Raw genomic sequence first — 19,903 nt, 5'->3', positions numbered from 1 at the left:
CGATCCTTATTTAACATATGATTCGTTATCAGAAAGATCGCGTTTCCAGCGTTCTGAACAGGTTCTTTTTAGGGCGCATTTTCTGGTACTTTTACTCGTTTACTAAAACTAGAAAGACATTGACTGGGATTAGCTTGTCTTGGAACAAAAAAGGTTTTCAATTATGGAATCCGGTTGTCACAATCATCCTTAGGACATGAAAAGACTGATAACCCTTCTTCTGCTATCGTTCATTATACTTACATCCTTTGCCCAGACCAGGGATTTGGTTAAAGAATTAAACCAGCGGGCGATCCCTCTTGATAGTACTTTTTCTTTCACCCAAGCAGCCAATTCCACTTTACTCAAAAACTTAACTCAATACAGAGCCTTGGGCCTTGGGGAAGCGACTCATGGTACGCATGAATTTTTCCTGGCCAAGGCAAATATCATTAAAAAGTTAATTGGGTTCCATCAATTTGACAGAATCGGATTGGAAGCTCCCTATGCCGAAGTAGAAGATCTTAATCAATATCTAATAGATGGAAAAGGCGACTTGAATGAAATTCTAAAAAGCTTCCGCCAGTACACCTATGAAACCCGGGAGTTTGTAGATCTTATTAAGCACCTGAAAATGCATAATGCGACGGCCAAGACAAAGGTTTTATTTTATGGTTATGATTTTCAAAGTCCTTACAAAGCAATGAGCAATCTGCGTTCCGCTTTGAAAGACCCACCAGCGCTATCCGCCGCTGACAGCTTGATAGCTACTTTCAACTCGCTGAGTAATGAGCTTTACGGGCACCAAGTGGCTGTAGACACCTATAACAGAATAATTCAGGATAGTAAAAAGATGTACCAGGAACTCGATAAGATTAGCAATCCCGCTCTTCTAAAGAACCTGAATAACTATCGCCAGTTCTTACGAATGAACGATCCGCAGTTTTCCAGCGATATGGGAAAAGCCTCGGAACTGAGAGATTCACTCATGGCCAACAATATTTTAGAGGAGCTAAATAGGGGTCACCGGATGATCGTTTGGGCTCATAATGGGCATGTGCAGAAAACAAAAAGTAAATTCTCCCAATCCATGGGGCAGCACTTATCCCGCTCCTTAAAGACAGATTATGCGGCCATGGGATTAGCTACATACCAAGGATTTTATACCGGGTATAATAACAATGCACAGGGAGTAGTGCGTACCAACCGGTTAGTGGTTCCCAAAACATCCCAAATTGAATACTACTTAAATCAAGTAAAGCACAAAAACTTTATTATAAGTACAGATAAATTGCTTGTTCCCGCGATGATTGTGGAGCATCGGCTATTGGGCTACGGGGTGACGGACGATCAATTTCAGTCAGGAAACATGGTGGATGCTTTTGACTATATCCTTTTTATTTCTAACACCAGTGGCTCCTGGAATCACTATTTAAAAAAGCAGTAGCTCAACACAATAACCGGTCGAATGTATAGAGGGATCCACCTCCTTACCTTTATAGGCTGTTCTAATTTTGGCAGGCAACTTCTAAAGCCTAAAAAGCATCTGCAGGAAAAGTCTTTCCCATGAAAAACATCTGCCTGCTACTGCTCTTGCTTCCTGTTTTCTGTTCGGCTCAAACTCTAAACTATTTGGCTTATCATCAGCAAATCACCCAAGCCGAAGAACATCTGGTAGCTCGGCAATTTCCGGAAAGTTTAAAAATCTATCTCCAGCTAACGGCTACCTATCCGCATGTTTTTTTACGGGATCTGAAGGTGGCCACTCAACTGGCCGCTTACACCAAAGACACCGCCAACCTCTACTTCTTTTTAGAAAAAGCCATGCTAAAAGGTTGGACTTCCAAACAGATCCTAAAAAGAAAAACCCTGCAGCCGTTCAAATCCAATGATCAATTTAAAAAGCTCCTGGCCCGCGAGGATCAATTTCAAAAAGCATTCGAAAACAACATTAATTTAACTCTGCGCACCGAGATCAAGCAAATGTTGGCCGCCGACCAGAAACGCGCCCTCCGCGTGGCTTTGACCCCCGGAATAAAGTGGCGCGAACGCTATACCAAGCAAAAATTTGTTCCCCACAACCGAGCGCAAGTGCGACGCATTAATCAAATCATGGATCAAGTGGGCTACCCCGGAGAAAAGATTATTGGAGACCATTCCTGGGCAACGGTGCTGATCAGTCACAATGAGCATGATTCTATTTACCAGCAGTTACAACCCAAGCTATACGCCGCTTTGGAGCGGGGGGAAATATCGGCCATCGAACTGGCAATTGTGGAGTCTTGGCGCCGGGTAGTAGATACGAGTGGGCAAGATCAAGCTTTTGTTATTTGGGAGCAGTAAATTAGCCCAGAGCAAGCTGCTCATGCCGACTCTTTAAGAAGCTCCATCGGACTACGCAGCATTGCCTTAAACAACCAATTACTAGACTTGGAAAAAGAGTTAAAGATGAAGTTTTATCTCTCTCCCTCCCATGGCGGACGAATCATCGTCAAACCTTAAGCATGACCAACCTAGTCCTATAAGTCAAGTTATGTTAAGTGACTCTAATCTGATCCTCCTTAAATTTTACTCTGTAAGCACTTTTTGAATGATTGCTTCTAGCTCAGCGGGAAAGCCTTCGCTTATCATCCGAACTTGGCCTTTTTTATCAATTAAGATATATAGCGGAACTGCCCCCGTTAAATGATAATCTTTTCGTAACGCTTCATTCCCTATCAACATCGCATAACTTAAACCTCTTTTACGTACCAAAGCTTTTGCTGCTTCCAGTTGTTTTAAGTCATTTACGATACCGTAGACCTGTAAACCACGCTTTTTATACGTGCTATATAATTGTTCCATCTTCGGCAGCGCTTCGATACAGGGGCTGCACCAGACTTCCCAAAAATCAAGCAAGACAACCTGACCTTTTAATGGCGCCGAAGATACCGGATCATTTCCAAAGGAACGAAGAGCAAAGGGGGGAAACGGTTTATCTTTTAAGTTCATCACCGGCCTATTAGCGTGTACTTCTAGCACCTGATTATAATCTTTAAGGAAGGACAGTTCGGAGAAATTATAGCTGAAAGCAGGATCATTTACCAGCAACCCGGTTATCCGGTAGGATAAATCTTGAATCTTTCCTAAGGTCTCCTGATGGCTCCTCAAGGCAACAGGTAGCAGGCTGGACTTAGCGATAGTAAAAACTTTATAGCGTTTGCGAACATCGTATTCCTCCAGATCACGGTAGTTAAAGGTAAGATAATAATGTTGGGCATCTTCCCGAAGATGCATAGTCGTCACTTGGGAGGTATTAATTCGAACAAGATCTTCCAGGACGAGATGCCCCCCACCCCCGTTTAATAATTGCCGCACGCGAGAAGCCTCCGTTAGTAATCGGTAAGTTTTAGTACCCGGGTAAGTTTCATATCCCACGTGTCCGTCATAAATTCTTTCGCCTGGTTCACTATCTTTCCGGGCCACGAACTTAAAACCAAAAATACTGTCTTGAATAGCGACCTGCAGCTTTACCTTTCCCCGCATGGTGCGGACGTCACCGGTAACCAGCGTATCGGTCCGTTCCATGGTATAAGAGATTGTTTGTAACGCGGCTTGTGCTTTTTTTACCTTATCCAGAATGGCTTGGGGTGGTTCAGATTTACCTAATGCAATTTTAGCAGTACGTTCAGAAATCCTGAACTGGTGGAAAGTACTCATCACCCCAAATAAAAGAGCCGGAATTAGTAACGTGGCTGTCATAGGTTTTCTTGTTAAGTGCTACAAACCTACACGAATAGAATACTTAAAAAAGCCGGTTTAGACGATATCCCCAGGAATTTAGACGGAATTAATGCCGGCCCATTTAGTCGAAAATAATGCCGGTTTAGTCGAAAACTGATAAAAGATTACCATACCTTCTACTGCCAAAAAGAGAAATTGAGTACTTTGACGTACTATGTATTTAAATATACGCCGATTCAGTAACCGGTTTGTCTGGCTGGAAATTGCTTTTTTCCTGGGCTATTTCCTGTTCTTTCCCCTTTCATCGGATATTGAGTTTAATCTTCGGGAAGGAGGCAGCACGACTATTGTTTTACAAACTTTACCCTACCGAATCGTCTCTGGGATAGGGTACCTGGTTCCGTACTGGGTGTATTATAAACTTTTGCTACAGCGATATCTCTTCCGGAAACGGTATCTGCTTTTTGGCGGATTGCTTTTCTGCTTTCTGCTGGTGTTTAATTTTTATACTCCCTTGATTAATGGGCTCGTTTCTCAAATAAGCTTTTCTCCGGTAAATTTTATTTCTTCCCAAGGGATTAATTTTAAAAAAAGTATTAAGCTAAACTTTAGCCTCTTTTATATCTGTCGGGAGCTTTTGGTGATAAGCGCCTTGGGATATTTCATCAAGTCAGCTAAACAAGAACAGCAACTGCAAAGGATACACAAGCAACAACTACAGGCAGAGTTAACGTATTTAAAAGTGCAGCTACAACCGCATTTCTTTTTTAATACCCTCAATAATATTTACGCGCTAATTCTCCAGGATTCCGTGCAAGCGGCTCCGCTTGTAGCCCGGTTGGCAGAAATGATGCGCTACATTATTTATGAGGCTTCCAAACCTTTGGTTCAACTCCAGCAGGAAATTGATTTTCTGAAGCATTACGTGGCAGTGGAAGCGGTGCGTTACTCCGGCCAAACCAGAATCCTATTTGATACCCAAGGAATAAGGGACACGGCTCAGATTGAACCGCTCTTACTATTACCCTTGGTAGAAAACTCCTTTAAACATGGTTTAGCGGAAGAAACTAACGCAGGTTTTGTGCAGATCATTATCAGCCTGATGGGAAAGGAGCTGTTTACTGAAATTAGTAACAGTAAGGCCGGTTTAGTTCGTAACCCGCCAAAAGGAATTGGTTTAGAGAATGTATTGAAAAGACTCGACCTTCTTTATCCTGGCCGGTATACGATGGAGATAAATAACGGGGAGACCGTTTATGAATTGCGGTTAACTATTCAACTAAAATCACATGATACAGTGCCTTATAGTGGATGATGAACCTTTGGCCCAGCAGATATTGGAAAACCACATTTTACAAACGCCTCAACTACAACTAGTACAAAAATGTGCCAATTCCCTGGAAGCCTTTGAAGTTATACACCGGGAAAAGATAGATTTACTTTTCCTGGACATTCGCATGCCCATCTTAAGTGGTATCGAGTTTATCCAATCTTTAAAAAATCCCCCCGCTTTTATTTTTACTACGGCTTTTTCCGAGTACGCGGTGATGAGTTATGAATTGCAAGCCGTCGACTACCTGTTAAAGCCTATTACTTATGAGCGGTTTCAAGTTAGTGTGGCTAAGTTCTTAAAACAGCCCATTGTACCCCAAGCGGAAAAAAGCTACTCTTACTTTAAAGTCAACGGCAAATTAATCAAGGTGGAGCATGCTGCTATTATCTACGTCCAATCCGTTAAAGACTACCTACTAATAAACACCGGTCAAAGTAAATATATCACCCACATGACCATGAAATCCTTAGTGGAATTACTGCCTTCCACGTTGTTTCGCCGGGTACACCGCTCTTTCTTGATAAACGTTTCCCATATTACCGCCATAAGTAAATCAACAATCGAGCTGGGTAAAACAAGGGTGCCTGTAGGAGAGAAATATAGGCAGAATTTACTTCATTAACGCGGATGTGAGAAGTTATTCTAAATTCCTATAACCAACATTATGTTAAACTAACAATTATTTGTAGTTAAAAGTGAGATTATAATAATTCAAAATGATATTTTATGATTAAGATCAAAAGCAAATACAATGTTGGTAGTTGAGTGCTTTAACAATAATAATTTATAGAAAAGTTAATGAGATGTTTCCACATAAGGTTGTTAATTCATCAGATTGAATTTTCAAAAAAGTAACACCACAATCTTCATTTTAAATTTAATTATCTCTCTGATTTATTTAAAAGTTTTGCCTATGTTTTACCATATAAATAAAATACCGAGATAGTGGGTTAAAAAGTATGATGGTTGGATTTTGGTTTTATTGCGGTAGTTGAACATGATATTCAAGCTAGCGATATGGTTTTCTTTTTTCTTGGAGAAACAGGTGGTTTTATCTAACAAGACGCTTGTTCCTGGCTATCAGGCAAGTATTCACCCCTTCTATATTTTTGGTATAAGCTTTCCCAATGCGGTGCTTTTCTGTCGGCAAAATTTTGGCAAATGCTTTCCAGTAGTCGGTACAATATTGGTCAATATTCACTCCTTGTAGCTTTCTGAGTAATGTCTGTAATGTAGTAGCGCTCCTGCTCCCGCACGTATAGGTCAATATTTTGTCGTATTCTGCACTGTAAGCATAAAACAACCAGTACTTGCCTTTCTTCCGCTGACCTACAAAGCTCCAGACTTCATCAATTTGAACAGTAGAATAGTGCTTTTGGGCTGGCTTAATCTGAATGGCATTGCCCTGTCGCAGCAAGATCCGCAACACACACTGGCGGCTTACTTGTAGTACCTGTTACATGTCCCGGATGCCGGTATTCCTTTCCAGTAGTCGTATCATCAACTGCTTAGTGGCGGGATTAACCCCTTTATACTGGTAAGCGGCTTAAAACTGTTTGCAGCAGCAATGGCACAACAGGTTCCGGGAACCATTCTTTTCTTTCCGTTATTTACTATTTTACTGTTCTGGCAATAAGGACAGTTTAGCTTGATGAGGCTCTCGCACATTCTTTCATATTAAACCCCCATTGCCTTTTTTAACCCAGCATACTTTCTAAAACTCTACCTGAATTAAATATAAGTATTTACTAAAATAAATATAAGTATTTGCTTAAATTTTAGAAAAAGCATTTTCGAACTTGCTTTTGCATTGCAGGTAACAAAAACTTACCAAGTAGTATTTATTTATGCACCAGATTATCCATAAACATGAAATACTGTTTACTCATATTCACTCTTACAGTAATCTTTTCTTGTGAGACAAAGCTTACTAGACAGATTGTATTTGATGGGGATAGTATGACTACTCCCAAACCAAAGGATGGTGGCACGGAGTGGCCCATTTTACTGCGGCAGCAAGTAGGACCAGGTTATGTTGGATGGCAGAACTTTGCCGTAGCTGGGCAGACTTTAGCTCAAATGCTGGAAGATCAGCAAATCCAGGTAATTCCGGCCTGTACGAAGAACCGGGCCATTTTAATGGTTTGGGGTGGTATAAACGACTTACACCACGGATCAAATGCTGATGCTTTAGCCACTATGATCAAGGCTTATCACCAACGCGCTAATAGTAATTACATCACTACCTTTGCTTTTACTTTAACAGCCAGCCAATATGCTAAATATGCTCCCACTGAAAATCAACGAGAGTCAGAACGACTAAAGTTTAATCGGTGGCTCCGAACTAATTGGCAAAAAATTGGCGCGGATGCCTTAGTGGATTTAGCTGCAGATAAGCGGATCGGCAACTTTGATTCTGTTGCCAATCGAAAGTATTTCCAAGCAGACAAATTGCACATGAACCAAGGCGGCCGAGCGGTAGTAGCCGAACTTGTAAAGGCTCAATTATAATGTTAAAGCAAAGTAGCTGTTTGACCAAGGAAATAAGAAACAGAGAGCAACTACATTATTATAAAAAATCAGTAAATCTGTACTTGGTTTCTTAAGGTTATAAAATTAAAAAGCCTTCCAATAACTTGGAAGGCTTTTTAATTAATGTGGGGCGTACTGGATTCGAACCAGTGACCCCCTGCTTGTAAGGCAGGTGCTCTGAACCAGCTGAGCTAACACCCCTTTTTTGTGTTTTAACAACCTGTTGTTGTCGTTTGGTGATGCAAATGTCGTGGTTTTTTTTGAATCTGCAAGTACTTGCTCAAAAAAAATTAAAAAAATTTTTAACCCCCTCTGGTTTGCCCCGCCGGATTTTAGAATGTATTTTTAATGCCTGATTCGGTAAATTTATAAAGCTTTCGTTTTGAATAAGATAGGCATTCGCAAGGTAATACAGTATAGCTTAAGTGGTATTTTACTGTTGCTGGTACTCGGGGCGGGCTTGTTGTATACGTGTCAGGAAAAAATTATTCAGCTGTTTGTAGCGGAGGCCAACCAACACTTAAAAACCAAAGTGCAGGTGGGGCAAATCGGGCTTTCGCTGGTAAATAAGTTTCCGGACCTGGCTATTACGCTAAAAAACGTTACCGTTACCGAAAGCTTTACTCAGAGCCAAGCGCCCCTGATCCAGGCCAAACGACTTTACTTTACCTTTAACTTGCTCGATGTGCTGCGCAGCAAATACCGCGTTCAGGAAATGTTTCTGGAAGACGGCAAAGTCTCGATTAAATTTTTACCCGATGGCACCGCCAATTACCTGGTTTTTGCGCCGGATACCAGCCAGTCAAAAAATGAGCAGTTTGCGTTTGAGCTGAAGAAAATAACCCTGCAAAATGTAGCGCTCACCTACTCGGACCAGCACCGCAACCAATACTATCAACTAAAAACCCGTCAGGTACAGGCTGCCCTGCAAGTTACCGGCAAAACCATTCTGGTGGCGGCCAACGGTCAGGCGCATCTGCAAACCATCCGGATAGAAGGTGATGATTATTTTCAGGATAAACAGGTAGATTTGGAAACCAATCTGATAATTGACCGGCAACAAAACCAGGTAAGTATTTCTTCGGGGGAAGTTGCGGTGGGGCCGGCGCGGTACCAGGTAGCCGGTTTGGTAAAATACAACGGGCCTACCGATCTGGATTTACGTTTCGCGGGTAAAAACACCAATGTGCAATCGTTGCTGGCCTTGCTGCCGCCCAAATTCAACCAAATTTTAGGGGAATATCAGAGCCAGGGCCAGGTTTATTTTAATGGCACTGTAAAAGGCATTACTTCCGGTAAAGCTAATCCGCAGGTACTGGTGCAGTTTGGCTGCCGGCAAGCCACTTTTTTCCATCCGGCTTCTAAACAAAAAATAGAAGATTTAAATTTTGAGGGGCAGTTCACCAATGGTCCGCGGCAAAATAACCAAACCTCGCTGATTACCTTTAAAAACATCCGGGGGCGGCTGAAGAACCGGCCTTTTACCGGCCAGGTAATTTACCGCAACCTGCAGGACCCTTACCTGCAAGTAAAATTAAAAGGTACCCTGGACGTAGCGCACGCCCTGGAAGTTTTCCCGAACGATAACCTTAGCAGGGGCAGCGGCGAAGTAACAGTAGATATTGCCCTAGCCGGTAAAGTAGAAGCGTTTCAGTCGCAGAAGGGCTATGGTCAGGTAAGCAGCTCCGGCGAGATAAATTTCAAAAATGTGGCTTTGCAGGTTAAAAATTATCCACAACTTTTTCATCACCTGAACGGCAATTTTATTTTCCGGAAAAGCGACTTAGCGGTTTCGGGTTTTAAAGGCAATCTGGGCAGTTCGGATTTTGTGCTTAACGGTTATTTTAAAAATGTGCTGGGCTGGATTTTCTTAACCAACCAACGCTTGCTCGTAGAAGCCGACCTGGAATCTAAATTTTTAAATTTTGACGAATTGCTGAGCGAGGAAAAAGTGAAACCGGGTAGCCGCCTGACTAGCAATGCCGCCCGGCGGTCAGCGCCGGCTTATAAACTGGTGGTATCGCCTTATCTTAATTTTGATATAAACACCACGGTTCAGAAGGTGCAATTCCGGCGGTTTAGGGGCAAAAATGTACAGGGTACCCTGCGCCTCAAAAACCAGGTAATCTCCTCGCCCAGCCTGGCTTTACAAACCATTGGCGGGCGTTTTAGTATCCAGGGAGTACTGGATGCCCGCCAGCGCAACAACATTCAGGTAACTACGCTTACCACTGTAAACGACCTGAAGCTGGATAGTTTATTTTACGTTTTTGAAAATTTCGGCCAGCAGTTTTTAGTACAACGGCACTTACGCGGCGCGCTTACTGCCACGATACATTCCGATTTGTATTTTAACCACCACTTAACCCCGCTTACCGACCGCATGGAAGCCGAGATTAAAGCGCAGGTGCAGAACGGGCAACTCATTAACTTTGAACCCATGCAAAAACTGGCGCCTTTTATCCCCAAGCGGGAGTTAGCCAATTTGCAGTTTCCGGAACTGAGCAACACCTTCTGGATTCAGAACCGCACGGTGTATATCCCCGAAATGCAAGTACGTTCTAATACGTCGCGGGCTTCAGTTATTGGGGTACAGGGCACGCATACCTTCGATCAGCAATTAGATTATAAATTCCGGGTGCCGCTGCGCCATAAAACCAACGCTGAAACCGATGTATCTGGAGCCGTATTTGCCAGCAACGGGCCTAACATATTCCTGACCTTAAAAGGCAGCGAAAATAACTACAAGGTGGCGCTGGATAAACAACGGGTAAAAGCAAAAATAGCCCAGGACTTAAGCCGCGAAAAGCAGGAATTTAAAGAAGTAATTAAAAAAGGAAAAACCGCCCCCGCAAACAGGAACCCGGCCCCGCAACCCAGCCAGAACGAGTATTTTGATTTTTAAGAACGAGTTGGAAAGTTGGAAGGTTAGAAAGTTGGAAAGTTGGAAGGTTAGAAAGTTGGAAAGTTAGAAAGTTGGAAGGTTGAAAAGTTTGAAAGTTTTAAGGTTGGAAAGGTTTGAGATTTGAAAGTTGTAAAGTTGAAAATTTTAAATTTTTAAAATTATATAAAACAGAAAGCCAACTTTCCGGGGCGATTATATTGCTCTGAGAAGTTGGCTTTTTAATTTACAGGTTCTGATTTGTTTAATCTAATTTGGGCAATACGGCTTCAATGTCGGCGCGGCGGGGTTCGTATTGCGGCGGTAACAACAACCCGGAACCTAACTGGTCAAACGACTCGTCGATACCAAAGCCGGGATTATCGGTCGCGATTTCAAATAAGACGCCGCCTGGCTCCCGGAAATACAAGGAATAAAAATAATTTCGGTCTATTTTCTGGGTAATGTTATAACCCTGGCTGGCAATTTTATCATGGAAGTACATCAGCACTTCTTCGTTTTTTACCCGGAAAGCAATGTGGTGGTTGGTACCCGCTCCGCCGGCTCCCCGAAGTTCGTTGGGCGCTTCTACCAAATCAATTATATTGGCTTGTTCTACCGCATCGGTAACGTAGCGGTGCCGGTTCCCTTCGTGGCCGGTTAATTTATAATCAAAAATATCCGTTAAAACCGCCGCTGTAGCTTGTTTATCGCGCAGGGTTAAGGTGGCACCGGCAAAACCGCGAGTGGCTACGGTGGCATCTACTTCGGCCGTGGCCCAGGGCACCCGGGTATCTTCGGCTTTAGGAGCTACCAACGCAAACTGCAAACCATCCGGATCCTGGAAAACAATGTATTTCTCCCCGAAACGTTCGGCAGGTTGCTGGTAAGGCACGCCGTTTTCGGCAAAGCGGTTGAGCCAGAAAGCAAAGCTGTTGGCCGGTACAGAATAACTAATTTCAGTAATCATGCCCGTACCATTCCGTCCGCGGCGGGAACCTTCGTAAGGGAAAAAAGTAAGAATAGTACCCGCACTGCCTTTTTCGTCGCCGTAATATAAATGGTAAGTACCCGGATCGTCGAAATTAACCGTTTTCTTTAGCAGGCGCAGTCCCAGCGTTTTGGTATAAAAATCAAGATTGCGTTTGGCCTTGTCGGCAATGGCCGTAATATGATGCAGGCCTAAAATTTTATTTTCCATAACATTCATTTTTTAAAAATTACCAATTTCCGGAACTGCGCTTTACCAAAAGGACGGCGCCGGAAACTTAACTTTGTTTCACTAATTGTATTTCGGCTTGCAGCTTAATTTCGTCGCTTACCACTACGCTACCGGCTTCGGTTACGGCGTTCCAGGTTAAGCCAAATTCTTTCCGGCTGATTTTACCGGATACCGTAAATCCGGCTTTGGTTTGGCCGTAAGGGTCTACCACAATTCCGCCAAATTCTACATTCACGGTAATGGGTTTGGTAATGCCCCGGATGGTTAAGTCGCCGTGCAGTTTATAATCATCGCCGCCGGTATGCTCGTATTTATTACCCACAAACTGAACCTGACCGTGGTTAGCGGCATCAAAGAAATCCGGGGATTTTAAGTGCGTATCGCGTTGTTCGTTGTTGGTGCTGATAGAATCTACATCGGCGGTGAAAACTACCTTGGTAGCATTGGTAAACTGATCGCCTTCGGTTTCCGCTTCCACGTTAAATTTTTGAAAATAACCGGTTACGGTGGTAATCATTAAGTGCTTTACCTTAAACTGAACTTCGCTGTGCGTTGGGTCTACTGCCCATTTTGTAGTTGCCATAGTTTTTAAATTTATTTGTTTTAGGTGAAATATCGTTTTAACCTTACAAATGTACATACATTTAATGTATATACATACATTTTATTTAAAAAAATTTTATTTACTAGTTACTCCTTATAAAAGATTTTATAAATCAATTACTTAGTAAATCAACTTAAATTCTCCGGACAGGTATTTTTTAAAATTTAACTTACCCGCAGCTGCTTTATCCGGCATTATTTAGTTAGTTTATCCCGGCTAATGCCCTTATTTAAGTTATAACCTTTTGCCTTTTTCTTTAGCTTACCTGGCCATTGGGTTAAACCGGGTTAACGGCCATTTTGCGCTAATGGGTTCATTTAAATACATCGGATCGGGAATGCACCCCATAGCACAACTTGTTTTACTAAAATAAGTATATTACTGTTCTGAAAACTTGCTCTTACTACCGCTACATGATGAAAGAATTATTGCCCGAAGAAAAAATTTTGTCGATAGATATTGGTGGATCTAACATTAAAGCCACCACCCTGGATTGCCAGGGCTCCCTCCAGAATGAGTATAAAAAAGTACCTACTCCCGCGCCTGCCTCGCCCGAAAACGTGATTGAAGCAATTCAGGAACTGGTAAAAAACTTTGAAGGTTACCACAAAGTTTCGGTGGGTTTTCCGGGGTACGTGCGCAATGGCCGGGTACTTACGGCGCCTAATTTAGATACAGCCTTGTGGCGCAATTTTAACTTGCAGGAAGCTTTAAAGCAGGTGTTGGATAAACCCGTGCGCTTAGTGAACGATGCCGATTTGCAAGGTTTAGGTGTAGTTAGAGGCAAAGGCCTGGAAATGGTGATAACTCTGGGAACCGGATTTGGCACCGCCTTACTGCTCGACGGCAATCTCCTCCCCCACCTGGAACTAGCCCATCACCCGGTTTGCGGTAATAAAACCTACGACCAGTACATCGGTGAAAAAGCTTTTAAAAAACACGGCGAAGAAAAATGGAACAGCCGCATGGTACGGGTTCTAGCTATTTTAAAAGCTGTTTTTAACTACGATCATTTATTTATTAGCGGCGGCAACGCGTCTAAACTCCGGTTTAAACTCGACGAAAATATTACCATTGTGTCGAACCGCGATGGCATTAAAGGGGGCGCCCGGTTGTGGCAGCAGGAAGAGCATCATTTTATGGAAACGGAGTATTCTGCTTTTTAAAATTGTTTTGCTTTTATTAAATGCAGTTTCTATAGCGCGGATTTACTTCTGTTCCTTCAAGCTAAATACCTTACTATGCCGCGGATTTACTTCCTTATAATTCCTCTGCTATGGCGCGGAAGTTACTTCCGTGCCTTGCAAACTCTCGTTCGCATAGCCACTGTTCTAGCTTTTATTTCTACTTGGAGTTGTTTCATTGCTCAGGTTCTGTTCTTTTTGTCTTGACACAAAAAGAACCAAAAAAGTCAAGACGCTAAAAACTCGCTGACCGCTCGAACAGTTTAGCGTCAAATCCTGCACCTGGAACAGCTATCTGTTGCATAGTAGACCGGTAATTGATTACTGCACCTGGCTACTGATATCTGTTGCATGGCAATCACGCTAAATTTTAAATTTTCAAAAATTTAAAATTTGCCAGTTTACATAGTTAACTTATAATTGATTTTGGCTAGTGAATAGTTCTGAAAATTAAAGCTAAAGCGCTAGACCTACCTATAAAAAAGAACCCGGCCGCTGATGATAGCGGCCGGGTTCTTTTTTAAATTTTTAAAATTTACAAATTATGATTTTGTGGGGGTAAGCCGGATTAATAAGCCGGGGCCTTCGGTTAGGGCGTAGATGTAGCCATCGGGGCTTTGGGCTACGCATCTTACCCGGCCAATATCTTCCACCAGTTTTTCTTCGGTAACGTATTTATCGCCGTTTAGCTCTACCCGGGCAATGTGCCGGAATGCTAACGCGCCTACTAATAAATTGCCTTTCCAGTCGGGGTAACGGTCGCTGGTAACCTGGGCCATGCCGCAGGGGCCAATAGATGGTACCCAGTAACGCACCGGATTGGTTACGCCTTCCATTTCTTTATATTCAGTTAAAATGGTGCCGTCGTAGTTAATGCCGTACGAAGTTTTAGGCCAGCCGTAATTTTTACCTTTCTCAATCAGGTTTAATTCGTCGCCTCCTTTAGGTCCGTGCTCCACGGCCCACAAGCGGTTCGTAGCGGCGTCGTATACCATACCTTGGGGGTTGCGGTGGCCGTACGACCAAATCGTGGGGCGGGCTCCTTTCTGGTTTACAAACGGGTTATCCTGCGGTACCCGGCCATCGTCGTAAATCCGGTGAATTTTACCGTGGTCGTTATCTAATTCCTGTACTTTGGGTTGCGTGCCCCTTTCGCCGGAGCTGAAGTATAAGAATTTATCTTTATCAAACACAATGCGGCTGCCAAAGTGGAAATTAGCTTTTAAATAAGGCTGCGCCAGAAAAATATCTTTTTTCTCTACCAATTGGTTGCCTTGCAGTTTAAAGCGCATAATAGCGGTGGTAGCGCCACCTTCTACGGGCTTGGAGTACGAAATGTAAATCCATTTATTTTTAGCGTAATCGGGGTGCAGTTTAATATCCAGCAAGCCACCCTGGCCTTCGGCAAAAACCTGAGGCACGCCGCTCAGCTTCTGGCCGGTAAACTTATTGTTTTTAAAAACCAGGATGTCGCCGGCGCGTTCGGTTACCAGCAAACGGCCATCGGGCAACCAGGCCATGCCCCAGGGGTTGTTAAAGCCCTCGTGCAATTTCTCGACGGTAAATGGCACCGGCTTAGCGGCGGCAACTGGCTTTTTGGCCGCCGGGGAAGTAGCAGGCTCCGGTTGGTTAGCCCAGGTAAAAGAAGCCAGAACCAACAGGCCTAAAAAATAAAGAACAGGTTTTTTCATAGGATAGCACCAGATAAAAAATTGTAAAACATGATTTGCTTTCAGAACCCAAATTTGGTTAAGGAAAATATAAGTTCAAATTATTTAACGCACAATGCGCGTTTCATTTTGTAGTAACCCGCCGATATATTTTATAGCACCCTGGAATATACCGGTTTTGGGCTAATTCGGGCTCTTAACTTAACCGCCATTTTTTAAAAATTTATCTTTTCCCAGGAGCAAATTTGCGCGCCGGAACCCGCTCCAGATAGGCTTTCTGCTACTTAAAAAGAAACTTAAATCGATTTAAATTAATTGTTTTAAACATTTGTTTAAATTATTAGTTTAAGATTAGGAAACGGAAAAATTTTCCATTTACCTTTGTATCATTCATTAGCGAAGCAGTATGACCAATTGTTTTTTAGTACCGGAGGAAAAGTTAAAGGAGGCCGCTAAAAAAATATTTCTGGAGAAAGGTTTCGACGGCACTACCACCCGCGATATTGCCCAGGAGGCCGGTATGAACGGTGCCTTGTTAAATTATTACTTCCGGAGTAAAGAAAAGCTTTTTTCTCTGGTTTTCAACGAATTATTTGAGCTTAACTTCCGGGGCATGCTCCAGATCATGAATCAGCCCATCTCATTAAAAGAAAAAATTATCAGCTTGATTGATCATGATTTTCAAATTTTTAAATGCAACCCTGGGTTGGTTACTTTTTTACAAAACGAATTGCACCGGAACCCAGACCGTTTTCTGGATGCCATTCCTTTAGAAAAAGGCCGCCTCACTTCGGTTTTTGGGAAACAGTTGCAGGAGGCTATTAACGCCGGCGAAGTTCGCCCGATTACTATTCCGCATGTCTTGCAACTCATCGCCGCTAACGTTCAGTTTATTTTTCAGAGTAAAGTAATGGCTACGCGGCTCTGGAAAATGACCGATGCCGAATACGACCAATTTGTAGCAGATCATCAACAAATTGTGAAAGACATGATCTGCAACTACTTATTTATACCGCAAGCAGTTAGCTGATTTTTTAAATTTTAAAAATTGCTTAAAACTTATAAACAAGCTGTTGGTTGTAAATACCTATTTCAGAGCCCAAAAGCTTGTTTAAACTTTTAAATTACTTAAATTACTATGCCAATATGTACACCCCGGTCGGTTAAAGATTTTTACCGAGAAAATTCGCCGGTTCACCTGAATTATACATCCTTTTACCCGGCAGACTCTTTTACAGCTAGCGGGCAATCCTCAGATTTGCGGTATTCTTCTTAGTCCAAGATACCGTATAGCGTGCTTCAATCCAGACAGAAAAAAATGCTTTCTTCCCATATAACTAACCTTATTAAGGTACTGCTCTTAGTAGGATTACTGTGCTTTTTGGCCGTTGATAAAATGATGGCCCAAGGCACTTCGCCTACGGTAGTACGCGGAACTTTAAAAGATGCGCAAACCCAGGAACCCTTAATAGGTGTTTCCGTTTATTTCCCTGACACTCAAATTGGTACCGTTACCGATATTCAAGGTAAATACAATTTACGGGCAAACCAGCCTTTTACGCAAGTCCGTTTTTCGTACGTTGGCTATAAAACCATAACCCGTACCATTAATCCTAACCAGATACAAGAATTAAATTTAAATTTAGAAGATGACAGCCAGCAATTAACCGAAGTAGTTATTAAAGGCAAGCGGCGTTACCGCAACAAAAACAACCCGGCCGTAGATATAATCCGGGAAGTAATTGCGCACAAGAACTCGAACCAGTTGCAGCAATATAATTTTGCTGAGTACGAACAATACGAAAAATTACGTTTCTCTTTAACCAATACGCCCGCTAAACTCAAGAAAAACTTTTTACTCCGCAAGTTCCCTTACTTAATTGCTGATTTAGACACTACTACCCTAAAAGGGAAAGCGCTGCTGCCGTTTTATATACAAGAGGTTTTTTCGAATAATTTCTATCGCCGCAACCCCGATAAAAAGAAAAAAATAATAACCGCTGAGAAAAAAGTAGATTTTGGGGAATACATTGATAGCAAAGGGATGCAGGCTTATTTTAACCACCTGTACCAGGACATTGATATTTACCAAAACAACATTACGGTAGTAACCAACCAATTTTTAAGCCCAATTGCGGATGCGGCTCCTACTTTTTACCGGTTTTATATAACCGATACGGTGGCTACCCAAAATGGCAAACTAATACAGCTAACTTTTGAACCGCGTAACGAAACCGATTTTTTGTTTGAAGGCCATTTATACATAACCCAAGACGGTAATTTTGCGGTGCAGAAAGCCGATTTAGGTATCAGTAAAACCATAAACTTGAACTGGGTGCGCGATTTGCGTATTAAGCTCGATTTTACTCCCGACGAAGCTGGTAAATACCACTTGAGTAAAAGCGAAATGCGCGCCGACCTGGGCTTAACGCCGAAAGGGAATTTCGGGATGTATGGTAGCCGCTTAGTGGCTTATAGAAATTATGCCTTTGATAAACCCCAACCTCCTGCTATTTACGAAGGTTTACCGGTAGTAACGGCGGAGTTAACGAGCCAACCCGACGAAAACTTTTTAAATGCCAACCGTCCGGATTCGTTAACGGCCAGCGAAGCTGCAACTTACACCAACATCGAAACTTTACGCAATTCGCCTTCTTTTAAAAGAACCGCCGATTGGGCCACTTTATTAATTGCCGGTTACAAAAAAGCCGGGCCTAAAATAGAAATTGGCCCAGTGGCTACTTTTTACAGCTTTAACCCCGTAGAAGGTTTCCGGCTGCGATTTGGTGGCCGTACCACGCCTAACTTTAGTAAAAAAATAAATTTTGATACTTATGCGGCTTACGGTTTTAAAGACGAAAAATGGAAGTATTACCTGGGAGCTACCTATTCTTTAACCGACAAAACTATTTACGAATTTCCGGTGAGGTCGGTGCGGGTAAGTTACCAGCAAGACACCAAAATACCCGGCCAGGAGCTGCAGTTAATTCAGGAAAGCAACGTTTTTTTAAGTTTTAAACGCGGTATCAACGATAAGTATTTATATAATAAAACCTTTACCCTGGAGTATTTGCAGGAATTTGAAAATCACTTCTCTTATCGTTTGGGTTTAAAAAGATGGCAGCAAGCGCCGGCCGGCAGTTTAGAATTTGCCCGCATTACAACCACCGAAAACCAGTCGCCTATGTTATCTAATTTAACTACTGCGGAGCTTTCGGCAGAATTGCGGTGGGCGCCTAACGAGAAGTTTTTTCAAGGTAAAATTTACCGTACTTCCTTTGTTGGCCGGTACCCGGTATTTACGTTGCGCGGCATTGCCGGCGTAAAAGGCCTGTTCGATGGGGAGTATAATTACCAGCAAATTACTTTAAACATATTTAAACGCTTTAGCTTGTCGCAGTTAGGTTACACCGATGTGGTTACCGAAGGCGGTTATTTATTCGGGCAGGTACCGTATCCGTTATTGTCCATTCACCGGGCAAATCAAACGTATTCGTACCAGTTTCAGTCGTATAACCTGATGAACTTCTTGGAATTTGCCAGCGACCGCTACGCCAATATTATGCTGGACCATTGTTTTAACGGTTTTATTTTTAATAAAATACCACTGATTAAGAAAACCAAGTTCCGGGAGTACGTTACCCTGAAAGCGCTTTACGGCGGCTTACGGCCCGAAAATACGCCTTCCGAAAACAGTCAGTTATTGAAGTTTCCGACGGATGCGAACGGACAAACTACGACTTATTCCCTGGCTGCTAAACCTTACGTAGAAGGCAGCGTGGGTATTGGTAATATTTTTAAATTTTTCCGGGTAGATCTGGTAAAACGTTTTTCTTACCTGGATCACCCGAACACGTCGGAGTTAGGGCTTCGGGGCCAGTTTAAATTTGATTTTTAATCAAGTGCGTTTGCAATTGGTTTTAGCCAGTCGCAAACGCTTATCTTCCGGTTTTTATCCGGTATAAAATTTAAAACCAGAAGGATTGAATTTTCTTTCGGCAGGTTGTTTTCCGGAGCTAGCGCCAAAATTTTAAAAATTTAAAATAAACGGTGGCTTGGCTCCTATGTAGATTGATTATTTAAATTGGCAGCTAGTTACAGCCTTATTTGGTAAAATTTAGCTGCGGTACCTCTAACATATATTATCATGACCACATTTAACCAGGTAAAAAATTTGATTTTAGCGCAAGGTATTGTTTCGCGGGTAGCAATATTGCCCGAAACGGATTTGGTACTCGACTTAAATTATAAGGCCGCCGACCGCGCCGAGTTGTTCCGTATGATCCAACGCGAATTTAAAATAAACCTGGAGCCGGAAGAATTTGCCTCTTTCACCCAACTAAATCAGATTACCAGCTACATCCAAGGTATTCTGCAAATTTCTAACCCGCGCTAAACTATTTACTTATTTTACCGGGCCTAACTTCCGGCAACACACTTTACTAATTCACTTTATTTATTACAATGAACAACAAAAAAGTACTCATCAACGAGAAATTAGTATACCACCGCATTAAAGAAGAATGGCAAATCTCGAAAGAGTTGCCGCAGTTAAAAAAAGTGCCTTTAAAGAAACTGGGCGTATCGGCTCTAGAGATAAACTGGTTGCTTAACACCATGGAAGGCGAATTTCATTGCAACATTACAGAAGACACGGTACCTTTAGGCATGCCCCTGGAAGATTTTGTTCACCTGATTATGCAGGCCAACGAAAAATAAAAAATTTTAAAAATTTAAAATTTCCGGTGGTTTTATTTCATAAAGCCTACCCAAAG

The 19,903-nt window shown here is 42.4% G+C and carries 15 protein-coding genes, 1 tRNA gene and 1 pseudogene; 11 read left to right on the top strand and 6 right to left on the bottom strand.

Annotated elements, in window-relative coordinates; translation table 11 throughout:
* Positions 1-196: 196 nt before the first annotated feature.
* Together HUW51_RS17355 and HUW51_RS17350 are read left to right on the top strand one after the other, a co-directional pair.
* Complete coding sequence (locus HUW51_RS17355; RefSeq protein ID WP_185270885.1) at positions 197-1,426, top strand: erythromycin esterase family protein; 1,230 nt, start codon at positions 197-199, stop codon at positions 1,424-1,426.
* Between the two features lie 119 nt (positions 1,427-1,545).
* On the top strand, positions 1,546-2,322 hold the full coding sequence (locus HUW51_RS17350) for a hypothetical protein (RefSeq protein WP_185270884.1): 777 nt from the start codon (positions 1,546-1,548) through the stop codon (positions 2,320-2,322).
* Positions 2,323-2,547: 225 nt separating this feature from the next.
* On the opposite strand, the gene HUW51_RS17345 is transcribed toward HUW51_RS17350, so the two are convergent.
* A complete protein-coding gene (locus HUW51_RS17345) occupies positions 2,548-3,720 on the bottom strand; it encodes a TlpA family protein disulfide reductase (protein WP_185270883.1) in 1,173 nt (390 codons plus the stop codon).
* A gap of 496 nt (positions 3,721-4,216) precedes the next feature.
* On the opposite strand from HUW51_RS17345, the gene HUW51_RS17340 reads away from it, so the two are divergent.
* Together HUW51_RS17340 and HUW51_RS17335 are read left to right on the top strand one after the other, a co-directional pair.
* On the top strand, positions 4,217-5,017 hold the full coding sequence (locus HUW51_RS17340; RefSeq protein WP_185270882.1) for a sensor histidine kinase: 801 nt from the start codon (positions 4,217-4,219) through the stop codon (positions 5,015-5,017).
* A complete protein-coding gene (locus tag HUW51_RS17335; protein WP_185270881.1) occupies positions 4,992-5,657 on the top strand; it encodes a LytR/AlgR family response regulator transcription factor in 666 nt (221 codons plus the stop codon). The genes HUW51_RS17340 and HUW51_RS17335 overlap by 26 nt, the downstream gene beginning before the upstream one ends.
* 328 nt (positions 5,658-5,985) lie before the next feature.
* Here the strand turns inward: HUW51_RS17335 and HUW51_RS24980 are convergent.
* Positions 5,986-6,703: pseudogene (locus tag HUW51_RS24980) on the bottom strand (IS1 family transposase).
* Positions 6,704-6,904: 201 nt separating this feature from the next.
* On the opposite strand from HUW51_RS24980, the gene HUW51_RS17325 reads away from it, so the two are divergent.
* Positions 6,905-7,546, top strand: a complete 642-nt coding sequence (locus HUW51_RS17325) for an SGNH/GDSL hydrolase family protein (protein WP_228466702.1) — start codon at positions 6,905-6,907, stop codon at positions 7,544-7,546.
* Positions 7,547-7,693: 147 nt separating this feature from the next.
* Here HUW51_RS17325 and HUW51_RS17320 read toward each other — a convergent pair.
* Positions 7,694-7,768: transfer RNA gene (locus HUW51_RS17320), tRNA-Val, on the bottom strand.
* A 181-nt stretch (positions 7,769-7,949) separates the two neighbouring features.
* Here HUW51_RS17320 and HUW51_RS17315 point away from each other — a divergent pair.
* Complete coding sequence (locus tag HUW51_RS17315; protein WP_185270878.1) at positions 7,950-10,472, top strand: AsmA-like C-terminal region-containing protein; 2,523 nt, start codon at positions 7,950-7,952, stop codon at positions 10,470-10,472.
* Between the two features lie 241 nt (positions 10,473-10,713).
* Here HUW51_RS17315 and HUW51_RS17310 read toward each other — a convergent pair whose 3' ends face one another.
* Together HUW51_RS17310 and HUW51_RS17305 are read right to left on the bottom strand one after the other, a co-directional pair.
* Positions 10,714-11,649, bottom strand: coding sequence for a ring-cleaving dioxygenase (locus HUW51_RS17310; RefSeq protein ID WP_185270877.1), 936 nt, complete (start codon positions 11,647-11,649; stop codon positions 10,714-10,716).
* A gap of 67 nt (positions 11,650-11,716) precedes the next feature.
* Positions 11,717-12,253: a YceI family protein gene (locus HUW51_RS17305; protein ID WP_185270876.1), complete on the bottom strand. Its 537-nt coding sequence runs from the start codon at positions 12,251-12,253 to the stop codon at positions 11,717-11,719.
* A 434-nt stretch (positions 12,254-12,687) separates the two neighbouring features.
* On the opposite strand from HUW51_RS17305, the gene HUW51_RS17300 reads away from it, so the two are divergent.
* Complete coding sequence (locus HUW51_RS17300) at positions 12,688-13,440, top strand: ROK family protein (protein WP_228466700.1); 753 nt, start codon at positions 12,688-12,690, stop codon at positions 13,438-13,440.
* A gap of 560 nt (positions 13,441-14,000) precedes the next feature.
* On the opposite strand, the gene HUW51_RS17295 is transcribed toward HUW51_RS17300, so the two are convergent.
* Positions 14,001-15,149, bottom strand: coding sequence for a PQQ-dependent sugar dehydrogenase (locus tag HUW51_RS17295; RefSeq protein ID WP_185270875.1), 1,149 nt, complete (start codon positions 15,147-15,149; stop codon positions 14,001-14,003).
* A 385-nt stretch (positions 15,150-15,534) separates the two neighbouring features.
* Here HUW51_RS17295 and HUW51_RS17290 point away from each other — a divergent pair, with 385 nt between their 5' ends.
* The 4 genes from HUW51_RS17290 to HUW51_RS17275 all read left to right on the top strand — a co-directional run bounded on the left by HUW51_RS17290 (position 15,535) and on the right by HUW51_RS17275 (position 19,847).
* Entirely contained in the window at positions 15,535-16,158 is a 624-nt protein-coding gene (locus HUW51_RS17290; RefSeq protein ID WP_185270874.1) for a TetR/AcrR family transcriptional regulator, read from the top strand.
* A gap of 288 nt (positions 16,159-16,446) precedes the next feature.
* Positions 16,447-19,026, top strand: a complete 2,580-nt coding sequence (locus HUW51_RS17285; protein ID WP_185270873.1) for a DUF5686 and carboxypeptidase-like regulatory domain-containing protein — start codon at positions 16,447-16,449, stop codon at positions 19,024-19,026.
* 249 nt (positions 19,027-19,275) lie between these two features.
* The gene (locus HUW51_RS17280; protein WP_185270872.1) at positions 19,276-19,524 is read left to right on the top strand and encodes an acyl carrier protein; all 249 of its coding nucleotides are present in this window, start codon (positions 19,276-19,278) and stop codon (positions 19,522-19,524) included.
* Positions 19,525-19,592: 68 nt separating this feature from the next.
* A complete protein-coding gene (locus HUW51_RS17275) occupies positions 19,593-19,847 on the top strand; it encodes a hypothetical protein (protein WP_185270871.1) in 255 nt (84 codons plus the stop codon).
* Positions 19,848-19,903: the final 56 nt, after the last annotated feature.

This window comes from Adhaeribacter swui (assembly GCF_014217805.1).
Taxonomy (GTDB): Bacteria; Bacteroidota; Bacteroidia; order Cytophagales; family Hymenobacteraceae; genus Adhaeribacter; species Adhaeribacter swui.
This window is presented reverse-complemented; position numbering and strand designations above follow the sequence as displayed.